General features: G+C 63.2%; 16 protein-coding genes. 2 read left to right on the top strand and 14 right to left on the bottom strand.

Translation table 11 applies throughout. From position 1 onward, the window contains the following. Positions 1 to 8: 8 nt before the first annotated feature. Together ACNKU3_RS05770 and ACNKU3_RS05765 are read right to left on the bottom strand one after the other, a co-directional pair. Complete coding sequence (locus ACNKU3_RS05770; protein WP_418258464.1) at positions 9 to 2,822, bottom strand: biotin/lipoyl-containing protein; 2,814 nt, start codon at positions 2,820 to 2,822, stop codon at positions 9 to 11. A gap of 35 nt (positions 2,823 to 2,857) precedes the next feature. Continuing rightward, on the bottom strand, positions 2,858 to 4,591 hold the full coding sequence (locus ACNKU3_RS05765) for an acyl-CoA carboxylase subunit beta (RefSeq protein ID WP_418258463.1): 1,734 nt from the start codon (positions 4,589 to 4,591) through the stop codon (positions 2,858 to 2,860). Positions 4,592 to 4,902: 311 nt separating this feature from the next. Between ACNKU3_RS05765 and pabB the strand changes: the two genes are divergently transcribed. Next, positions 4,903 to 6,258, top strand: a complete 1,356-nt coding sequence (gene pabB, locus ACNKU3_RS05760; RefSeq protein WP_418258462.1) for an aminodeoxychorismate synthase component I — start codon at positions 4,903 to 4,905, stop codon at positions 6,256 to 6,258. A gap of 614 nt (positions 6,259 to 6,872) precedes the next feature. On the opposite strand, the gene thrH is transcribed toward pabB, so the two are convergent. From thrH to yajC, 8 genes are all read right to left on the bottom strand, one after another. Then, positions 6,873 to 7,490 (bottom strand): bifunctional phosphoserine phosphatase/homoserine phosphotransferase ThrH, encoded by a 618-nt coding sequence (gene thrH / locus ACNKU3_RS05755; RefSeq protein ID WP_418258461.1) that lies wholly within the window; start codon positions 7,488 to 7,490, stop codon positions 6,873 to 6,875. A gap of 123 nt (positions 7,491 to 7,613) precedes the next feature. After that, entirely contained in the window at positions 7,614 to 8,588 is a 975-nt protein-coding gene (gene cysB / locus ACNKU3_RS05750) for an HTH-type transcriptional regulator CysB (protein ID WP_418258460.1), read from the bottom strand. A gap of 154 nt (positions 8,589 to 8,742) precedes the next feature. Further along, positions 8,743 to 9,639, bottom strand: a complete 897-nt coding sequence (locus ACNKU3_RS05745; protein ID WP_418258459.1) for a 5'-nucleotidase — start codon at positions 9,637 to 9,639, stop codon at positions 8,743 to 8,745. Between the two features lie 9 nt (positions 9,640 to 9,648). Next, positions 9,649 to 10,506 (bottom strand): DUF2182 domain-containing protein, encoded by an 858-nt coding sequence (locus ACNKU3_RS05740; protein ID WP_418258458.1) that lies wholly within the window; start codon positions 10,504 to 10,506, stop codon positions 9,649 to 9,651. A gap of 23 nt (positions 10,507 to 10,529) precedes the next feature. Further along, on the bottom strand, positions 10,530 to 11,171 hold the full coding sequence (locus ACNKU3_RS05735) for a DUF1326 domain-containing protein (RefSeq protein ID WP_418258457.1): 642 nt from the start codon (positions 11,169 to 11,171) through the stop codon (positions 10,530 to 10,532). 95 nt (positions 11,172 to 11,266) lie between these two features. Then, complete coding sequence (locus tag ACNKU3_RS05730; protein WP_418258456.1) at positions 11,267 to 12,604, bottom strand: alanine/glycine:cation symporter family protein; 1,338 nt, start codon at positions 12,602 to 12,604, stop codon at positions 11,267 to 11,269. Between the two features lie 60 nt (positions 12,605 to 12,664). Further along, positions 12,665 to 13,666 (bottom strand): 1-aminocyclopropane-1-carboxylate deaminase/D-cysteine desulfhydrase, encoded by a 1,002-nt coding sequence (locus ACNKU3_RS05725; protein WP_418258455.1) that lies wholly within the window; start codon positions 13,664 to 13,666, stop codon positions 12,665 to 12,667. An 8-nt stretch (positions 13,667 to 13,674) separates the two neighbouring features. Further along, positions 13,675 to 14,016 carry a preprotein translocase subunit YajC gene (gene yajC / locus ACNKU3_RS05720; protein ID WP_418258454.1) on the bottom strand — a complete coding sequence of 114 codons (342 nt, stop codon included), beginning with the start codon at positions 14,014 to 14,016 and terminating at the stop codon, positions 13,675 to 13,677. Positions 14,017 to 14,323: 307 nt separating this feature from the next. Here yajC and ACNKU3_RS05715 point away from each other — a divergent pair, with 307 nt between their 5' ends. Beyond that, complete coding sequence (locus tag ACNKU3_RS05715) at positions 14,324 to 14,779, top strand: MarR family winged helix-turn-helix transcriptional regulator (protein WP_418258453.1); 456 nt, start codon at positions 14,324 to 14,326, stop codon at positions 14,777 to 14,779. A 56-nt stretch (positions 14,780 to 14,835) separates the two neighbouring features. On the opposite strand, the gene ACNKU3_RS05710 is transcribed toward ACNKU3_RS05715, so the two are convergent. The 4 genes from ACNKU3_RS05710 to ACNKU3_RS05695 form a co-directional block, all read right to left on the bottom strand. Then, positions 14,836 to 15,930: an MBL fold metallo-hydrolase gene (locus tag ACNKU3_RS05710; protein WP_418258452.1), complete on the bottom strand. Its 1,095-nt coding sequence runs from the start codon at positions 15,928 to 15,930 to the stop codon at positions 14,836 to 14,838. Positions 15,931 to 15,932: 2 nt separating this feature from the next. Beyond that, on the bottom strand, positions 15,933 to 16,418 hold the full coding sequence (gene bcp / locus ACNKU3_RS05705; RefSeq protein ID WP_418258451.1) for a thioredoxin-dependent thiol peroxidase: 486 nt from the start codon (positions 16,416 to 16,418) through the stop codon (positions 15,933 to 15,935). Between the two features lie 4 nt (positions 16,419 to 16,422). Further along, a complete protein-coding gene (locus tag ACNKU3_RS05700; protein WP_418258450.1) occupies positions 16,423 to 16,983 on the bottom strand; it encodes an NUDIX hydrolase in 561 nt (186 codons plus the stop codon). Between the two features lie 90 nt (positions 16,984 to 17,073). Further along, positions 17,074 to 17,550 (bottom strand): flavin reductase family protein, encoded by a 477-nt coding sequence (locus ACNKU3_RS05695; protein WP_418258449.1) that lies wholly within the window; start codon positions 17,548 to 17,550, stop codon positions 17,074 to 17,076. Positions 17,551 to 17,578: the final 28 nt, after the last annotated feature.

Genomic DNA, 17,578 nt, shown 5'->3' with positions numbered 1-17,578 from the left:
TGTGCTCCTCAGGCAATCTGCGCCAGGAATGTATCGGTTGCGCTGCGACGGCGCCTGGCGATTTCCTCTGGGGTTTCCACGACGATCTTCTCGTCCGGGGTCACCTTGAAGATCGCCTGGCCCTTGTGGACGATGAGTCCGTCGGTGTCTACCAGGATTTCGTCGACCGTTCCGGCAAAGGGCGCATAGACCTTGTTGAACATCTTCATGACTTCGATGATGAACAGCGGGTCGCCGGCCTCGAAGTGATCGCCCTTCTTCACGTACACCTCGTGTGCAGGTGTCTCGCGGCTGTAGAACATGCCGCCGCTGGCCGCGACGATTTCGTCGGACTTGGCCACCGGCGGCGGTGCCAGTACCTTGGCCATGGCGCTCTGGTGGTCGCCGTCGAGCAGGCTTGCCGGGATGTGAATGGTCAGGTCTTCGTTGACAGTCAGGGCGAAGAAGCCGGTGAACTCGGCGATGCTGGGCAGCACCGCGAGAATCTCGGCGCCGGCCTGGTAGCCCTTGTGTGCCGCGCGGGCCTGGGCCCACAGTTCCGGGCTGAAACCTTCGGGCGCTTCGGCCTCGGCAAGCATGGATTGCAGCTCGATCCAGTCGCCGGCCTTCAGGCGATTGTTCAGGTCGTTGTAGAAGTCCAGCGCGGACTGCAGGACCTCGTGGTCGTGATCCCAGATCATGCTGGCCGCCGGCGCGCCGGGGATGTAATCCATGTTCAGGAAGTGGTAGGTATCGGCCAGAAGTTCCAGCGGGTTTTCATTCCAGCTGACGCTGCCGTCAATCAACGTATAGCTGTCGCGGTTGACGCTCAGCCAGCCACTCAGGGTGTGGGCCTGGGCCAGCAACTTCTGCAGCGGGCGCAGGAACAGGGTCTGCTTGCGCTCCAGGGTCCTGCGCAGTGCGGCTGTACCGCCCTCGCCCTCGTTCGCCAGCGCGGCAGCGCAGATTTTGTTCCAGGCATACTCGAGATCGATATTGTTGGCCTGCTGTTTCAGTTCGCCCACCGCGGTCAGGTAGGGAACGATGAATCGCGTGGTCGGGCGCGCGTTGATGTTCTGGCCGATGAACCAGTTGACCAGCCCGTAGTGGAATTCGAGGTTGGTGGCCAGGTCCTTGCCGCGCATGGTGGTGCGGCGAATCACCTCGGCCATCCGCTCGTAGGTATCGAGACGGGACTCGCCGACAGTCAGCAACAGCGCGATGTTGGAGTCGTAGGCGCCGGCCAGGGTGTATTTCATGAACTGGTCGGTATCCGGGTTGTGCAGACTGATACCCTGGTCGTCGCGGATCTCGCCGTCGGAGGCGTCGGACCAGAACTCGATGACGCCGCCGGCGCTGGGCTGCAGCGCCTGGTTGGTGGCGTTGAGGCGCGCCTCCACGGAATCGTCGTGGCGCAGGATGCGGGTCGGGCGCGGCAGTTTGGGACCGTGGGCCGCCAGCAGGACCATCGCTTCAACCAGTGATTCCACGATGAAGTTGTCTTCGGGATTTTCCGGGTTGGCGAATTCCAGCGCGTAGCACAGTTCGGTTACCCGGTGTTCCACCTGGATGCGGGTGTTCATCTCCATGAAGAAGTGCTTGTCGCGGTCGACGATACACTCGAAGGTGGACACGGAGTCCAGTCCCACCGCGGCGCCGAAGCGCGCGGCCTCGTCTTCCATGGTCTCGAGTGTCTTGAGGTCCTGCTTCAGCACCCGGGCCTCAACCGCGTTGCCGGTGTTTTCCGCCTGCGCCAGCGCGGATTTCAGGGATTCGACGGTGACCGAGACTTCCAGCAGCTTCTGCTCGTGCATCTGCAGGGAACAGTCGCGGCCGCCCATGGTCATGCACCACTCGCCGTTGCCGATCACCTGGATTTCCTGGTGACGGGTGGTTTCGATGTTCAGTTCCACCAGGACGTTCTTGTTGTCGCCGACACCGGTCGTTTTCACCTCGTTGAGGATTTCACGCACCATTTCCGGGGTGCGCCTGGCTTCGCCGATGGCCAGGATACGCTGGCCCTTGCCGCCGCCACCGGAAATGGCTTTCAGGCGCACCCGGTTCTCGGGGTAGTCGGCCTGCATCTTTTGCACGGCTTCGGTCAGCGTGTCACAGAGTTCGTCGACGGTGTAGAGGTCGACGCCCTTGTCGTAGGATGCGGCGAGGACGATGTCCGCCTTGTCCGCCAGTTCGATGCTGCTGTCGTCCAGTACGGAAGCCTCGACGGCGAGGCCGTGTTCGGCAACCAGCGCTTTCAGCGCGGCGATATCCGGGTGCTTCTTCAGCAGGGTCAGCGCGGTGCCATTATCGATACCCGGGGTGACTGACACGCCCGCTTTCAGCGCGGTGCGCTTGGCTTCGTCTTTCAGGCCGGCGTCGTGCACGGTGCGCGAGCAGGGGCCGATAAAGTTGAGGCCGGCCGCTTCCATGGCCGCAACCATGGTCTCGTCTTCCGCCATGAAGCCGTAGCCGGCGAAGATCGAGTTGTAGCCGTTTTCGCGGGCGATGGAGATGATCTGGCGGATGCGCTGGTCGCGCTCCTCCTTGTTGGCGCCGGTGTAATCCGGTACCCGGTGGATACGCTCCGGCTCGGTCAGGGTGCGCAGTTCGGGGGCCAGCGCGTTCTGGTAGACGATGGAGTCCTTTTCCGACAGCAGGATGCCGTAGTCAGTGATGCCCATCTCGGCAAACACGTCCATGGCTTCCTTGCGAATCGGACCGCGGCAGATGATCAGCGGCCGCATGTGCGAGCAGTCAAACTGGTTGACCCAGGCGCTGTGGCGACGGCCCAGCCGGCGGTCACGGTGGATCAGCGAGTTGTTCAGGTAGTGTTCGTTGGACACGTAGTATTCCTCGAAATCAGTTCTCTGGCGGCCGGTCAGTGGAATTCGCGCTGCACACCCTGCAGCGGTTCCGGCTGGTAGTGACGCAGGCAGAAGTCCATGTGCTCCGCCAGTACCTGGCGCAGGTCGGAAGGCATGACGATCTGGGAGATGGATCCCAGGCTCAGCGCTTCGTCGGGGTTCATGAGTTCGCGTTCGTAGCGTTGCGCCAGCAGCGCCTCTTCGGATTTCACCCAGCCGGCAACCAGTTGTTCCGCTGCGGCTTTGGCTTCGCTGTCGCTGAGGCCGGCGCCTTTCTGGGCTTCGGTCTCCTTGGCGATGCGCTCCTTCACCGAGCCGCGGATTTTCTTCAGTTCGTCCTTGTAGACGTAGTCGACACCGGCCGGGCCCATGACCGCCACGCGGGTGGTGGGCAGCGCAACGACGAAGTCGGCGCCGGTGGGGTAGTTGTTGTAGGAGGCGTAGGCGCCGCCGAAGGCGTTGCGCACCAGCACCAGGAAGCGCGGGGTGCGCAGGTCGACGATGGCGTCGAGCATGGCGCGGCCGGCCTGCACGATACCGCCCGCTTCCTGTTCCTTGCCGGGCAGGAAGCCGGTTGTGTCCTCGAGGAAGATCATCGGGATGTTGTACAGGTTGCAGAAGCGGATAAAGCGCGCGTTCTTGTAAGCCGCGGCGATATCGATCTGGCCGGAGGCAACCGCTGAGTTGTTGGCGACGAAGCCGACCACGTTGCCGCCCATGCGACCCAGCGCGGTAATGGTGTTGCGCGCCCGTTCCGGCTGGACTTCGAGGAAGTCGCCGTGGTCGCAGAGTTGCTGGATCATGATGGTGATGTCGAACGGGGTGTTGAAACCGGTCGGCGAGTTGAAGGCTTTCTTCAACAGGATGTCGATGTCCCAGGTCTTGCGCGAGACCGGGTCGGAAGACTTGCGGTGCGGCGCGAGTTCGGCGTTGTTGCTCGGCAGGTATTCGAGCAGCGCGCGCACCTTGCGCAGGGCCGCCACTTCGTCCGGTACCACGAAGTCGGTCACGCCGCTCTGGCTGTGCACGCCGGGGCCGCCGAGTTCGTCCGGGGTGACGTCTTCACCCAGCACCGACTTCACGACACCGGGGCCGGTCAGGCCGAAGAAGGTTTCATTCGGCTGGATCAGGAAAGAGCCCTGGCGCGGCAGGTAGGAACCGCCGCCGGCGTTGAAGCCGAACATGCACATGATGCTGGGCACCACGCCGGAAATCTTGCGCAACGCGGTGAAGGCGTCGGCATAGCCGTCGAGGCCACCCACACCCGCGGGAATGTAGGCGCCGGCGGAATCGTTCATGCCGACCAGCGGGATGCGGCGCTTGGCGGCCAGTTCAAACAGGCGCGCCAGCTTTTCGCCGTTGGTGGCGTCCATGGAACCGGCGCGCACGGTGAAATCGTGGCCGTAGATCGCCACGTCGCGGCCGTTGACCTTGATCAGCGCGGTCACCAGTGAGGCGCCGTCGAGGTTCGGACCCCAGTTCTGGTAGAGGACTGTCGGTTCGCCGTCCGCGAGGCACTGGATCCGCTCCCATACGGTCATGCGGTTCTTCAGGTGCTGGCGCTGGATGTTCTTCACGCCGGCGGCTTCGTAGGGACGCTGCTGCAGGTCCCAGCCGTGCTTCATCGCCTTCTCGAACAAGCCCGGTTCGGAATCCACCTGTCCTGGAACACGGAATTCCTGTTCATCCTTTTCCGCAAATGGGTTCTCAAGGCTGGCGATCAGGTCTTGGCTGCTGTCTGTTGTCATATTTCCTTGATCCAAAAGTCGGCCATGGGCCGGGGAAGCTTGCGCGACCTTCTTACGAGGCACTGGAATTGCAAGACGGGACAGGTGACTCGGCTACATTGCCGGAACCACCAGAAATTCGGCGTCACACTTTATTTCCATGGGGTCCCAAAGTCAATCACAGAGCGCACGTAAAGCCATGTTTTAACTGCAAATTAACCTGGCCGACATACGCACATTCGCGGATAGTTTACAATAGCGCCCGCCCAAACTGACTACAGCGTGCAACTGCTGCATTGTTATCATTGTTAACATGAAGTGAGCCCCCTCGCATGAATAAAACGGTCGCGCTGGAAGAGATCGACTACCGACCGGACGGGGCCGAGTTGTTCGCGACCATCGTCGATTTGCCCGGGGCCGCCTTCCTCGATTCCAGCCAGCCCCACAGCCAGCGCGGGCGCTACGACATTATATGTGCACAGCCGGAGCCGGCGCCCGCCGCACCGCAAGCCGCGGCGTCGACCGCGCAATGGCGGGCCTGGTTCAGCGCCCTCGCGGAGTTTCACAGCGAGCGCTACCGGGAGGTGCATACTGCCTCCGCGGACATCCCCTTCTGCGGCGGCCTGCTCGGCGTTCTGGACTACGACACCGGCAACGCGCTGCATGGCATTGGATCGCCGCCAGCGCAAACCGGCGGCGCACCCTCCCCCAGCGTCGGCGCCTACGACTGGGCGGTGGTCCAGGATCACCTGCTGCAACGCGCTACGCTGGTATTCCAGCCGGATGTGCCAGTACAGCGACGCGGCGATATCCGCAGGCGACTGCAATCGGCGCCACGCCCGGCGGGGTCATTCAGCCTGCTGGAACCTTTCCGCTCCAACTTCAGCGAAGACGCCTACCGCACCGCGTTTGCCGCAATCAGCGATTACATCCAGGCCGGCGACTGCTACCAGATCAACCTGGCCCAGCGTTTCCAGGCGCCCTGCCAGGGCGACCCCTGGGCGGCCTACCTGCTGCTGCGCGAAGCTGCCGCCGCTCCCTGGTCCGCCTACCTGGCCGCAGCGCCCGGCGAAGCACTGCTCAGCCTGTCTCCGGAGCGCTTTATCGCCGTCCACGGCAGCCATGTGCAAACCGCGCCCATCAAGGGCACGCGGCCCCGCGACAGCGACCCCGAACGCGACCAGCGCAACGCGCAGGAGCTGCGCAGGTCGGTCAAGGACCGCGCGGAGAACCTGATGATCGTCGACCTGCTGCGCAACGACCTTGGCCGCAACTGCCTGCCGGGCAGCATCCACGTGGACGCGCTGTTCGAGGTGCAGAGCTTCCCCACGGTCCACCACCTGGTCAGCTCGATCAGCGGCGAACTGCTCCCCGGCCGCTCCGCCTTCGACCTGCTGCGCGACGCCTTTCCCGGCGGCTCGATCACCGGGGCGCCGAAGCGGCGGGCGATGGAGATCATCGCGGAACTCGAGCCGGATTCCCGCGAGGCCTACTGTGGCAGCGTGTTCTATGTCAGTGCGGATGGGCGGATGGATAGCAATATCGCCATTCGTACGCTGCTGTGTTCCGGGGGCGAGATTCGCTGCTGGGGCGGCGGCGGGATTGTCGCCGATTCGGTGTGCGAGGCGGAGTACCAGGAGACCTTCGACAAGGTCGGACGGTTTTTGCGGGTGCTTGAAGATATGTAGGTTTGGTTGGGTGGATTTTGGTTGGGCAGAAGAGTGCCGGCCTGAATGCGTGGTATGGCCTCCCGAAAAACGCAAAAGCGCCATCCATGGCAGCTCGGCTTCGGCCATCCATGGCCTCAGACGTTTTCGTGAGGCCATACCACGCATTCAGTCCTACCTGTGTGCCTCGAACGGATCACACAGTCAAGCGTTCCCAAAAGCGTGGTATCAAGCAAATATCGAATTGGTTGCCGCAGCGTTTGGATGCGCTTCGTTTTTTCCAAAAATCCGGATTTAAAGCTGGTTTCCAGCGCTCATCGAATACTGACCAGAGCATGCATTGCTCCAAAATCAGATGAACAGATACCACAGCGGCTATGGTTTACTCCAGACCGGGTCTGAAGACGTAATACGGGTCACGAAAACGTCCGAGGACACGGATGTCCGAGGCCGAGCTGCCATGGATGGCGCTTTTGCGTTTTTCGGGACCCGTATTACGTTTTCAGGCCCTGACTCTCGCGCCCAGCCCAAAGCCCTGACCATTACCTTGAACCTTGAACCTTGAACCTTGAACCTTGAACCTTGAACCTTGCACCTTGGGCCGGGCCACAAAATCCCTGAGCCGAGGGTGAATCCTAGACAGTCAAATCGCGCTGGCTCGCCTCGACAAACGCAACCTTCAGCTCCGCCAGCGACTCAACCGAACGGAACTGCGGAAACTCGTCGATCACATTCTGCGGCGCGTGGATCAGGATGCCCACGTCCGCCTCGCCCAGCATCGTGGTGTCGTTGTAGGAATCGCCCGCCGCGATCACCCGGTAGTGCAGGCTGTGCAGGGCTTTTACCGAGGCGCGCTTCGGGTCTTCCTGGCGCAGCTTGTAGTCGACCACCCTGCCCGACTCGTCGGTGATCAGGCGGTGGCAGAACAGCGTCGGCCAGCCCAGCTGGCGCATCAGCGGCTGGGAGAATTCGTAGAACGTGTCCGACAGGATGACCAGCTGGAAGCGCTCGCGCACCCAGTTGACGAAGTCGATGGCGCCGGGGAGCGGTTCCAGGGTGGCGATGACCGCCTGGATATCGTCGAGCTTGAGGTTGTGCTGGTCCAGCAGGGCCAGGCGCTGGCGCATGAGTACGTTGTAGTCGGGGATGTCACGGGTAGTGGCCCGCAGTTCCTCGATGCCGGTTTTCTCGGCAAATGCGATCCAGATTTCCGGGACGAGGACTCCTTCCAGGTCGAGACAGGCCAGTTCCACAGTTAATCTCCTTGAGGGGGGTAGCAAAACAGCCGCCCAATCTACGGATTTGGGCGGCGCGGTACAAGGGGGAAAGGTGAATTGGCCGTTCGCCGGCCGGCCTTTGGGCGCGGCCGTGCCGGCTCAGAAGACCGGCAGGTCGAGGTGTGAGAACAGCTCTTCCACTTCCGCCTTGGTGCGGCTCTGGAAGGCGTCGTCGACGACGTCGCGGGTCAGGTGGGGGGCGAAATCCTCGATGAATTCGTACATGTAACCGCGCAGGAAGGTGCCGCGGCGGCAGCCGATCTTGGTGACGCTGCTGGAAAACAGGTGGCTGGCATCCAGCGCCACCAGATCTTCGTCGATTTCCGGATCGTGGGCCATGGCGGCGACGATGCCGATGCCGAGGCCGAGGCGGACGTAGGTCTTGATCACGTCGGCATCGGCGGCGGTGAAGACGACGCGCGGAATCAGGCCTTTCTCGACGAAGGCCTCGTCCAGCCGGGAGCGGCCGGTGAAACCAAATACGTAGGTGACAATGGGGTGCGCGGCCACATCTTCCAGTTTGAGCTGTGAAACCTGTGCCAGCGGATGGTCTTTCGGCACCAGGATGCAGCGGTTCCAGCGGTAGCAGGGCATCATGATGAGGTCCGAGAACAACTCCAGCGCCTCGGTGGCGATGGCGAAATCGACGGTGCCGTCCGCGGCCATCTGGGAAATCTGCATTGGCGTGCCCTGGTGCATGTGCAGGGAGACGTCCGGGTAGCGCTCGATGAAGCCGCGGATGGTCGCCGGCAGCGCATAGCGCGCCTGGGTGTGGGTGGTGGCGATGGAGAGACTGCCCTTTTTCTCGTTGGAGTATTCCTGGGCGACCTGCTTGATGCTTTCGACCTTGCGCAGCACTTCACCCGCAGCGGCCAGTATGGCCTCGCCCGCAGGGGTGATGTGGGTGAGGTGCTTGCCGCTGCGGGCGAACACTTCCACGCCCAGCTCGTCCTCCAGCAGGCGGATCTGCTTGCTGATACCGGGCTGGGAGGTATACAGGCTCTGCGCCGTGGCTGAAACGTTGAGATCGTGGTGGGCCACCTCCCAGATGTACCGCAATTGTTGTAGCTTCATACCGCCCTCCGGCAAGAGGAACTTCGATCAAGGTGGACGTAAACGCGGTCGCCGGTGCCGGCTACCGCGCCCATTCCGAAAAATTCTTATAAAGAATAGCCATAGAAGACGCTATATGCCACGGGCAAAAGGAATAACATTTACAGCCCGGGATTCAGGTATTGGCCACGCCGTGGGGTACATGGCCGGTGGCGACATGCGCGCTGGCCGATTTGCAGTGGGCCTGCTGGTCATCGAAAAACACGTCGGCGCGGTAGGCGCGCAGGAAGTCGCCCTTGTCCAGGCCGCCGAGGAAGATCGACTCGTCGATGCGGATATTCCAGGCCCGCAGGGTGCGGATAACCCGCTCGTGGGCAGGCGCGGAGCGCGCGGTGACCAGCGCGGTGCGGATTGGCGCCTCACTGGCGGGAAAGGCCTGCTGCAACTGGTGCAGGGCCGCGAGGAAGGCCTTGAACGGGCCGCCGGCCAGCGGTTCCCTCGCGGCGGCTTTCTCGCTGGCGGTGAAGGCGTCCAGCCCCTCGCTCTTGAACACCCGCTCGGCCTCGTCGGAGAACAGCACGGCGTCACCGTCGAAGGCGAAGCGCAGTTGATCGTTGCCAGTGTCCTGGCTGCGCCCGGACATCAGGGTGGCCGCGGCCACGCCGCAATCCAGGGCGTAGCGGACGTCTTCGGCCTCGTTGGAGAGAAACAGCTGGCAGCCGAAGGCCTGGATGTAGCGCCAGGGACTCTCGCCGCCGCAGAAGGCCGCGCGGCGAATGGCCAGGCCGTAGTGCTCTATGGAGTTGAACACCCGCAGTCCGGTATCGGCGCTGTTGCGGGAGAGCAGTACGACTTCTACCCGCTGCTCTCCCAGCAATTCGTTGATGCGCAGCAGTTTATTGACCAGCGGAAAGGCCTCGCCCGGGCCCAGGGGGTCCTCCTCGCGATCGATCTGGTAGGCGGAATAGGCTTCCAGCCCCTCGTTTTCGTACACGCGGTGACTCTCGCTCAGGTCGAAGAGCGCGCGCGAGGAAATGGCGAGTACCAGTTTGTCGGAGATAGATTCGGGCATGGGCAGAGCTTAACCAGTTGCCGGTGCCGGCGTCCATAGCAGCAACAGGTAAAGGCCCGCCAGCAGCGCGGCCAGGCCGAACACCCGGGACAGCCTTTCCCCGTTGGGCAGCAGTTTCTCCAGCAGGACCAGCAGGGCAAGGCCCGCGATCCACAGCAGGTTCATGACCCCGCCGACAAACAACAGCAGCATCATTGCCCAGCAGCAGGCGACGCAGAACAGGCCGTGGTGCAGGCCCATCGCCAGCGCCCCCCTCGCCCCCGGCCGCCAGTGGCGGCTGAGGAACACCGCCGGACCGCGGCAGTGGCGCAGGCAGGTGCGCTTGGCGGGTGTGAACTGGTAGGCGCCGGCCAGCAGCAGTACGATGGCCGACAGTGTGGTACTGCTGCTCCACATCAGCATGCTGTGCAGCAGGCCTGCCCGCTCCAGCAACCATTGCAGGAATGTCGCGGCGGCGCTGAACAGCAGCCAGGCCAGCAGGTAACCGGCAAGGAAACTACCGGTTGGCGCCGCGGAGACCGCTGCCTGGCCGGCCTGGTTGTGGCGCTGCACCCGGGCGAACAGCAGCACGGTGGGCGCCGCGCTGGGCAGCATCATGGCAATCATCATCACCCACCACATCAGCAGCATCAGCAGCCAGTAGTCGATTCCCCAGGCGCTGGTACGCCCGCGCAACGGTGGTGGCGGGAAGGCGGAGGTGGTCATGTGGCGCGGGTCCATGCCGGTTCCGGCGCCGCCAAGCAGGTACCACCAACTGAGCAGCAGGAGCAGGCAGATACCGGCCACTACCACCAGGCGTTCCTGGCGCAGCAGCTTTTCGGTGACTGTCGACAACTGCCTGTGGGGACTGCCCGGTGTAACGTTCACCTGCCCTGCCCTGCCCGGCTGGATCAGGCAGCCCGGTCCCTGACGACGCCCTGGTTGTTCAGGTGGATATGCGCGAACTGGGCATAGCGGTTTTCGAAATCCATTTTGATCGGCCCGTTGGTGTGGATCGTTGAGGCACCCATTTCCGCCAGGGTGTACTCGAATCCGTTCGGCAGGTCGATCCGCACGCGGTGTTCCTCACCGGTAACGGGATTGCGAATGGGTTTGCCGCTGGTGGAGACCAGACCTTCGACCCGGACGTGCCCGAGGCGCGCATCGACATCCGCGGCAAAGTCGATGGACCTGAAAACCGGTTCGAACACTTCCTCGAGGGTCGCGGCAAACACGTTCCAGATGGTTGCGCCCGGCTCGGTCTCCATGCCGCTGAGGATCGCCAGCAAGGCGTCGCGCTGCGCATCCGAGGCGCGTTCATCGACGATGATGAGGGCCTTGCCACCACCCTCGTGGATCGGCCCCGGCCACCACATCACCGCCACGGTCTTCAGTCCGTCGAGGGTGGTATCAGCAAAGAATCCCCGCTTGATTTCCATGCCCGCCACGGCCTCGCAGTTGCCGTGGGTGGGCAGTGCATTGAACTGGCAGGGGCAGCCGTAGGCGCAGTTGCAGGTGACGAGTTCTACCGCTTCGATTTCCCAGGGCGTCATCGCCATTCCTCCTCGGCCAGGGGCCATCGACAGGCGCTTATCCGCTAACTATACGCCAGGCTCGCCAAACTGCCAGCTCCCTGGCTGGCGGCGGTTCACGCTTTGTTGCGCCGCGCGGCGAAGTACTCCCGGCTCACCCGGAACACCAGGGGCCCCAGCAACAGCAGGGCGATCAGGTTGGGGATGGCCATGAAGGCATTCAGGGTATCGGCGATCAGCCAGACCAGGTCGAGTTGCACGACCGTGCCCACCGGTATCGCCAGCACCCAGAGAATGCGGAACGGCAGCACGGCGCGGGCGCCGAGCAGGAATACCACGCAGCGCTCGCCGTAAAACGACCAGCCGATCATGGTGGTCAGCGCGAACAGGCACAGGCCGAAGGTCACCACGTATTCGCCGCCGGGAATGGCCTGGGCAAAGGCCATGGCGGTCAGCGCCGCGCCACTCTGGCCGCTGGGCAGGACATCCATGATCACGATGACCAGTCCGGTCATGGTGCAGATGAGGATGGTGTCGATGAAGGTGCCGAGCATCGCTACCAGTCCCTGTTCTACCGGCTGGTTGGTGCGCGCCGCGGCGTGGGCGATAGGTGCGCTGCCGAGCCCCGCTTCGTTGGAAAAAATGCCGCGGGCGACACCGAAGCGCAGGGCCGCCCAGACCGAGGCGCCGGCAAAGCCGCCCGCCGCCGCGGAACCGCTCATGGCGCTGTCGACGATGGTGACGATGGCGCCCGGTACCGCAGTGATGTTCATCAGGATAACCAGCAGGCTGGCGGCGAAATAGGTCACCGCCATGAAAGGCACCAGAACGCTGGCCACGTGGGCGATACGCTGGATGCCGCCGAGGATGACCGAGCCCACCAGTACCATCAGCACGCCACCCGTAATGATCGGCAGGACGCCGAAGGAATCGTGGAGTATGTGGGAGACGGAATTGGACTGCACGGTATTGGCGAGGCCGAAACCGGCGAGGGAGCCGAACAGGGCGAAGGCATAGGCCAGCCAGTGCCAGCGTTTGTGCAGGCCGTTGCGGATGTAGTACATGGGGCCGCCGCTGTAATTCCCCGCCTCGTCCTGCTCGCGGAAGGTCACCGCGCAAACCGCTTCGGAGTACTTGGTGGCCATCCCGACCAGGGCGGTCATCCACATCCAGAACAGCGCCCCGGGGCCGCCGAGGGCCACCGCCGTGGCTACCCCAGCGATATTGCCGGTGCCGATGGTGGCGGACAGCGAGGTCATCAGGGCGCTGAAGGGGGAGATGTCGCCGGCACCGCTGCCGGTGCGGCCGCGGAACAGCATGGCAAATGCCGTGGGTAGTTTGCGCAGTGTCAGGAAGCCCAGGCCCAGACTGAGGTAGAACCCGGTACCCAGCAACAGGACGAGCATGACCGGTCCCCAGGCCCAGCCGTTGATGGTAGCGATAATATCCGCCATTAAATATTCCCCTGATCAGATGTGTTGTTATCGAACCCCGAATTGCCGGGTTCCGAGGGCCTACCAGCGAAAGCCCCCGCTTTGCGGGAACAGCCCGAAAATGCCGCCGGTATGGACGAAGACGATATCGCGTACGCCGGCGAAGCGCCCCGCGGCGATTTCCTCAACCATGCCTGCAAAAGCCTTGCCAGTGTAAACCGGGTCGAGGACTATCCCCTCCAGTGCGGCGAATTCCGCTATAAGATCGAATATTGCAGGTCCGGCTTTCGCGTAACCGGCGCCGACATAGCCGTCGATGACCCGTGTTTCGGGATGGATGGCAGGTGCCTGCGGAAACCGCTGGCGCCAGTCCGCGGTGTCGTGTGCCACCTTGTCCAGGAAATACTGTTCGTCATCGCATACATTGACGCCCCAGACCGGGGCATCCAGTTCAAATAATTGCACGCCGAGGGTCAGCCCGGCCTGGGTGCCGCCGGAACCGGTGGCGCAGACGATATGGGCGTTTTCAATGCCGACCCGGGCAAAATCGCCCGCCAGTTCCTCGCTGGCGGCGATATAACCCCAGACGCCGAGCCCGTCACTGCCACCGGTAGGAATCGCCAGGGCTTTCAGGCCCTGCTCCGCGTAGTGGGATTCCCAGTGCCGGAATATCTGCTCGAGGCCGGAAAGGTATTCGGGCAGGGAGTAGCAGCTCACCTGCGCGCCGGCGAGACGGTCCAGCAGCAGGTTGCCCTCCGCGGGCCCGGAGGCCTCGCCCCGCAGCACCAGGTGCACCGGCATGCCCAGCTGCGCTCCGGCGAAGGCAGTTGCCCGGGCGTGGTTGGACTGGATGCCGCCGCAGGTCATCAGCACGTCATAGCCATTGTCGCGGGCGAAGGCGGTGATGAACTCGAGCTTGCGCACCTTGTTGCCGCTGAGCGTGCAGCCGGTGAGGTCGTCGCGCTTGATCCACAGCCGGTGCTCGCCGCCCCAGCGATCGGTTGCGCGTGACAGGTACTGCAGTGGTGTCGGGGTGCGCGCCAGTGAAATCCTGGGTGGAAAGTTCAGCCCGGCGCGCGCCATGGATGGCCTCAGGAGCCGATGGACTTCAGCGTGCCCTTGGGCAGCACGGCGTGGACGTGGATGCGCTGGAATTTCATATCCACGTTGCTGGCCACGTTGAGCACCATGTAGTTGTCGTCAAGGGCGGTTACCTTGCCGATGATACCGGCGCTGGTAACCACTTCATCGCCCTTGGACAGGTTGGACACCAGTTCCGCGTGCTCCTTCTGCCGCTTGCGCTGGGGGCGGATGGCGATGAAATAGAACAGCACAAACAGCAGCACCAGGAAACCGATCTGGAACAGTTCGCCGCCGGGCGGGGGCTGGCCGCCGGCGGCCTGGGCGTGGGCACTGGCAATAAACAGGCTCATGAGAAATACCTTGATAAATTAATTGTAGTGAATTGAATCGCGGGATAGTTCGCGGGGTAAATTTACCGGGTTTCCCTGGCGCTAGCAATTGAAGCGGCCGGGTTCCCGCTACCGCTGGAAGTGGCGCGGCCTTTCTTTTGCGACTGGAGCGATCTTTTCGCACCGCCGGCGGGTGAAACAGGCTACACTTATTCGCTGGGAAAATTGCCCGCGAATTCCAATAAATGGGGCACTTACCGCACCACGGAACGGAGACCACGTCTTGGGAAAATCGGCCGCTGAGTCCAATAGGGAAATCGCCTTCCGCTTGTCCAACAACCTGCCGCGCCTGTTGCGGGAATTTTTTCGCGACTACGATCGCCGGGTCCTGGACGGCATCGCCGCCCGCGGCTACACCGATATCCGCCCCTCGCACAGCCAGGTGCTGGCGAACCTGGGCACCGGCTCGGTGCGGGTCACTGAGCTGGCGGAACGGGCCCGGGTCACCCAGCAGGCGATGGGCAAGCTGCTGAAGGAGCTCGAGCGCATGGGCTATGTCGACCGCGCCATCGACAGTGAAGACAAGCGCGCCAAGGAAATCCGCTTTACCGCGCGCGGCTTGCAACTGGTTGCCGACGCCCTCGAAGTGGTCGACGAGGTACGCGATTACTACGCCAGTAAAATTGGCGTGCGCCGCCTCGCCGAACTGGAGAACAACCTGCGCGACGCGGTGGCCAGGCTGGACCTGGATTACCTGCCGGAATCCTGGGCCGACGGTAGCTGATCCCCCTACTTCAAGCCAGTTCTTGCTTTAACAAAGCAGCGTAAGCTATTGAATTTTCAAACCTGAAGTGGCTGACGCCCGTCCCGGGGTGTCTTCCGCTGGCGCAGCCGCAGAGGCAGGGTATCGTCCACGGAGCGGTAGCGGTAAACCCCCGCTTCGTCACTGTGGCGGGCCACCTGCCCGCGCTGCACCAGGTAATTGAGGTGCGCAAGGCACTCCCCCAGGGCCATGTTCACCTGCTCTTCGTTGAGTTCCCGCTGGAACAGCGCCGGCAGCAGTTCGAGCGCCGCACGCGGCTGGTCCACGCAGGCCTCCTCCAGCGAGAGCAGGCCGTCCTCGTGGTGTTCGATCAGGTGGCGCAGGCGGTGGTGCAGGCCGGTAAAGGGTACATTGTGGGCCGGCAGCACCAGGGCGTCGGCGGGCAGGACATCGAGAAAATGTTCCAGCGACTGCAGCCACTCGCGCAGCGGGTTGGCTTCCGGCTCTTCCGGGCCCACCGCAATATTGCTGGAGATCCGGGGAATCACCTGGTCGCCGGAGATGAGTACGTTGAGTGAATCGCTAAACAGGCAGGCGTGCTCCGGTGAATGGCCCCGGCCGATCACCACGCGCCAGCGCTGCCCGTTGATGGACAGCACGGCACCGTCCACCAGTCGCCGATAGGACCCCGGCAGTGGTGACACCATGTCGCGCAGGCCACCCATGGTCTTGCGGAAGGCGTGGATGTCCTCTCCCCTGCGCCCGAGCCGCAGCTGGTGTTGTTCGCTGGCGGCGCTCAGGTCCTCGGGGTCCGAGCGGGTGTAGAACATGCCGGTCAGGTATTCGGTGCGCGAGATATACAGGGGGGCGTTCCAGCGCTCACACAGCCAGCCGGCGTTGCCGGTGTGGTCCGGGTGCCAGTGGGTGCAGACCACCGCCTTGATCGGTTTGTCCTGGAGTTGGTTGGCGAAGATCTCCTGCCACAGCTCCTGGGTGGGCTGCAGGGACATCCCGGTATCCACCACCCACCAGCCGTCGCTGTCTTCCAGCAGGTAGAGGTTGATATGGTCCAGCGCCATCGGCAGTGGCATGCGCAACCAGTAGATGCCGCTGGCGACTTCGAGCAGTTTGCCAGGCTCCGGCAGCTGCCGGCCAAAGGGGTAGTCGAGCACGATCAGGCCTTGTCGAGCCCGAGCTCTTTGATCAGTGCCAGCACGTCATCGTGGTGGGACTTGGTCTTGACCTTGTCCATGACGTACTTGAGTCGGCCGTCCTTGCCGATGATAAAGGTGGTGCGCAGGACGCCCATGAATTCCCGGCCCATGAATTTCTTCAGGCCCCAGGCGCCGTATTTTTCGGTCACAGCGTGGTCCTCGTCGGACAGCAGGGTGAAGTTGAGGCCCTGCTTCTCGATGAATTTACCCAGCCGGGCCACCGGGTCGGGGCTCACGCCCAGTACCACAGTATCCACCTTGGCCAGGGCTTTCTGGCTGTCGCGAATGCCGCAGGCTTGCACCGTGCAACCGGGGGTCATGGCCTTGGGATAGAAGTACAGCACCACATTTTGCTTGTCGCGGAACTGCTTGAGACTCACCTTGTTGCCGTCCTGGTCGAGCAGGGTGAACGCGGGCGCCAGGTTGCCGACTTTCGGAAATGCCATGGGTTTACTCCTGTGTGCTTGATGGGGGGCGTGGCTGGTATTCCAGCCCGGTGATTTTCACCGGGAAGACGCCGCTGTCACGCTCGCGGAAATAGTCGCGCAGGGTTTCCCGCACGACCGGGAAGGCGAGTTCCTCCCAGGGAATCTCGTCCTCGGCGTAGAGGCCGCTCTCGAGGCTTTCCGGGCCGACACCGAAGGCGCCGTTTTCCAGCTCGCAGCGGTAGAACATGTAGACCTGGCTGATGTAGGGAAGGTCGAAAATACGGTAAAGGTGCAGGTTGGTCGCCTTCGCCCGCGCTTCCTCCCAGGTCTCGCGCGCGGCGCCCTGGGCGGTGGTTTCCCCGTTTTCCATAAACCCGGCGGGCAGTGTCCATAAGCCGTGGCGCGGCTCGATCGCGCGCTTGCACAGCAGCACCCTGCCCTCGTGTACCGGCAGGCAGCCGACGATAATGCGCGGGTTGATGTAATGGATGAATTCGCAGGCGCTGCAGACATAGCGCTCGCGGTCATCCCCTTCGGGAATTCGCAGCGTTACCGCGGCGCCACAACTGGAACAGAATTTCATGCGGGAGATGGTCGCCCTTGCCGTGGTGCTTAGCCGTAGGGCGACCAGTATAGAGACATTCAACCTGCCCCGCGAGGGGGGCGCGGCAGATCAGTGCAGTTCGCGGTAGGCGCCGCAGTAGAACAGCAGGGGCTGGCCGACCGCGCGGGCGACTGTGTCGCGCACCCGGCCGACGATGATCCGGTGGTCGCCACCCTCGTGGGTGGCGTGCAGTTCGCACTCGAAGCTGACCAGCGCATCGCGGATGAGCGGCGCACCGTGGCGGCCGAGGCGATAGTGTTCGGGGCTCAGCAGGTGATCGCCCTTGCGCGCGTACTGGTTGGACAGCGCGAGCTGCTGGTTGGTGAGGACGTTGATGGCGTAGTAAGCGGGTGCCGAGAAGGTGTCGAACACCTCGGAGTTGTTCTGCAGGCTCCACAGCACCAGGGGCGGTTCCAGCGATACCGAAGCGAAGGAGTTGGCGGTCATCCCCAGCGCTTCGCCGTCTTTGTTGATTGCCGTAATAACGCAGACGCCAGTGGCAAAGCGCCCCAGCAGATTGCGCAGTTCACGCCCTTCGATACTCATGCCGTTCTCCTGGTTGGTGGCCTGCCCT

Origin of the sequence: Haliea sp. E17, assembly GCF_048323675.1 — a bacterium.
GTDB lineage: Bacteria > Pseudomonadota > Gammaproteobacteria > Pseudomonadales > Halieaceae > Mangrovimicrobium.
This window is presented reverse-complemented; position numbering and strand designations above follow the sequence as displayed.

Excerpts from the sequence above, each read along its gene's own strand:
- ACNKU3_RS05695 (WP_418258449.1), bottom strand. The coding sequence starts at position 17,550 with ATGAGTATCGAAGGGCGTGAACTGCGCAATCTGCTGGGGCGCTTTGCC.
- ACNKU3_RS05700 (WP_418258450.1), bottom strand. The coding sequence starts at position 16,983 with ATGAAATTCTGTTCCAGTTGTGGCGCCGCGGTAACGCTGCGAATTCCC.
- ACNKU3_RS05730 (WP_418258456.1), bottom strand. The coding sequence starts at position 12,604 with ATGGCGGATATTATCGCTACCATCAACGGCTGGGCCTGGGGACCGGTC.
- ACNKU3_RS05765 (WP_418258463.1), bottom strand. The coding sequence starts at position 4,591 with ATGACAACAGACAGCAGCCAAGACCTGATCGCCAGCCTTGAGAACCCA.
- yajC (WP_418258454.1), bottom strand. The coding sequence starts at position 14,016 with ATGAGCCTGTTTATTGCCAGTGCCCACGCCCAGGCCGCCGGCGGCCAG.
- ACNKU3_RS05735 (WP_418258457.1), bottom strand. The coding sequence starts at position 11,171 with ATGACGCCCTGGGAAATCGAAGCGGTAGAACTCGTCACCTGCAACTGC.
- bcp (WP_418258451.1), bottom strand. The coding sequence starts at position 16,418 with ATGGCATTTCCGAAAGTCGGCAACCTGGCGCCCGCGTTCACCCTGCTC.
- pabB (WP_418258462.1), top strand. The coding sequence starts at position 4,903 with ATGAATAAAACGGTCGCGCTGGAAGAGATCGACTACCGACCGGACGGG.
- ACNKU3_RS05745 (WP_418258459.1), bottom strand. The coding sequence starts at position 9,639 with ATGCCCGAATCTATCTCCGACAAACTGGTACTCGCCATTTCCTCGCGC.
- cysB (WP_418258460.1), bottom strand. The coding sequence starts at position 8,588 with ATGAAGCTACAACAATTGCGGTACATCTGGGAGGTGGCCCACCACGAT.
- ACNKU3_RS05725 (WP_418258455.1), bottom strand. The coding sequence starts at position 13,666 with ATGGCGCGCGCCGGGCTGAACTTTCCACCCAGGATTTCACTGGCGCGC.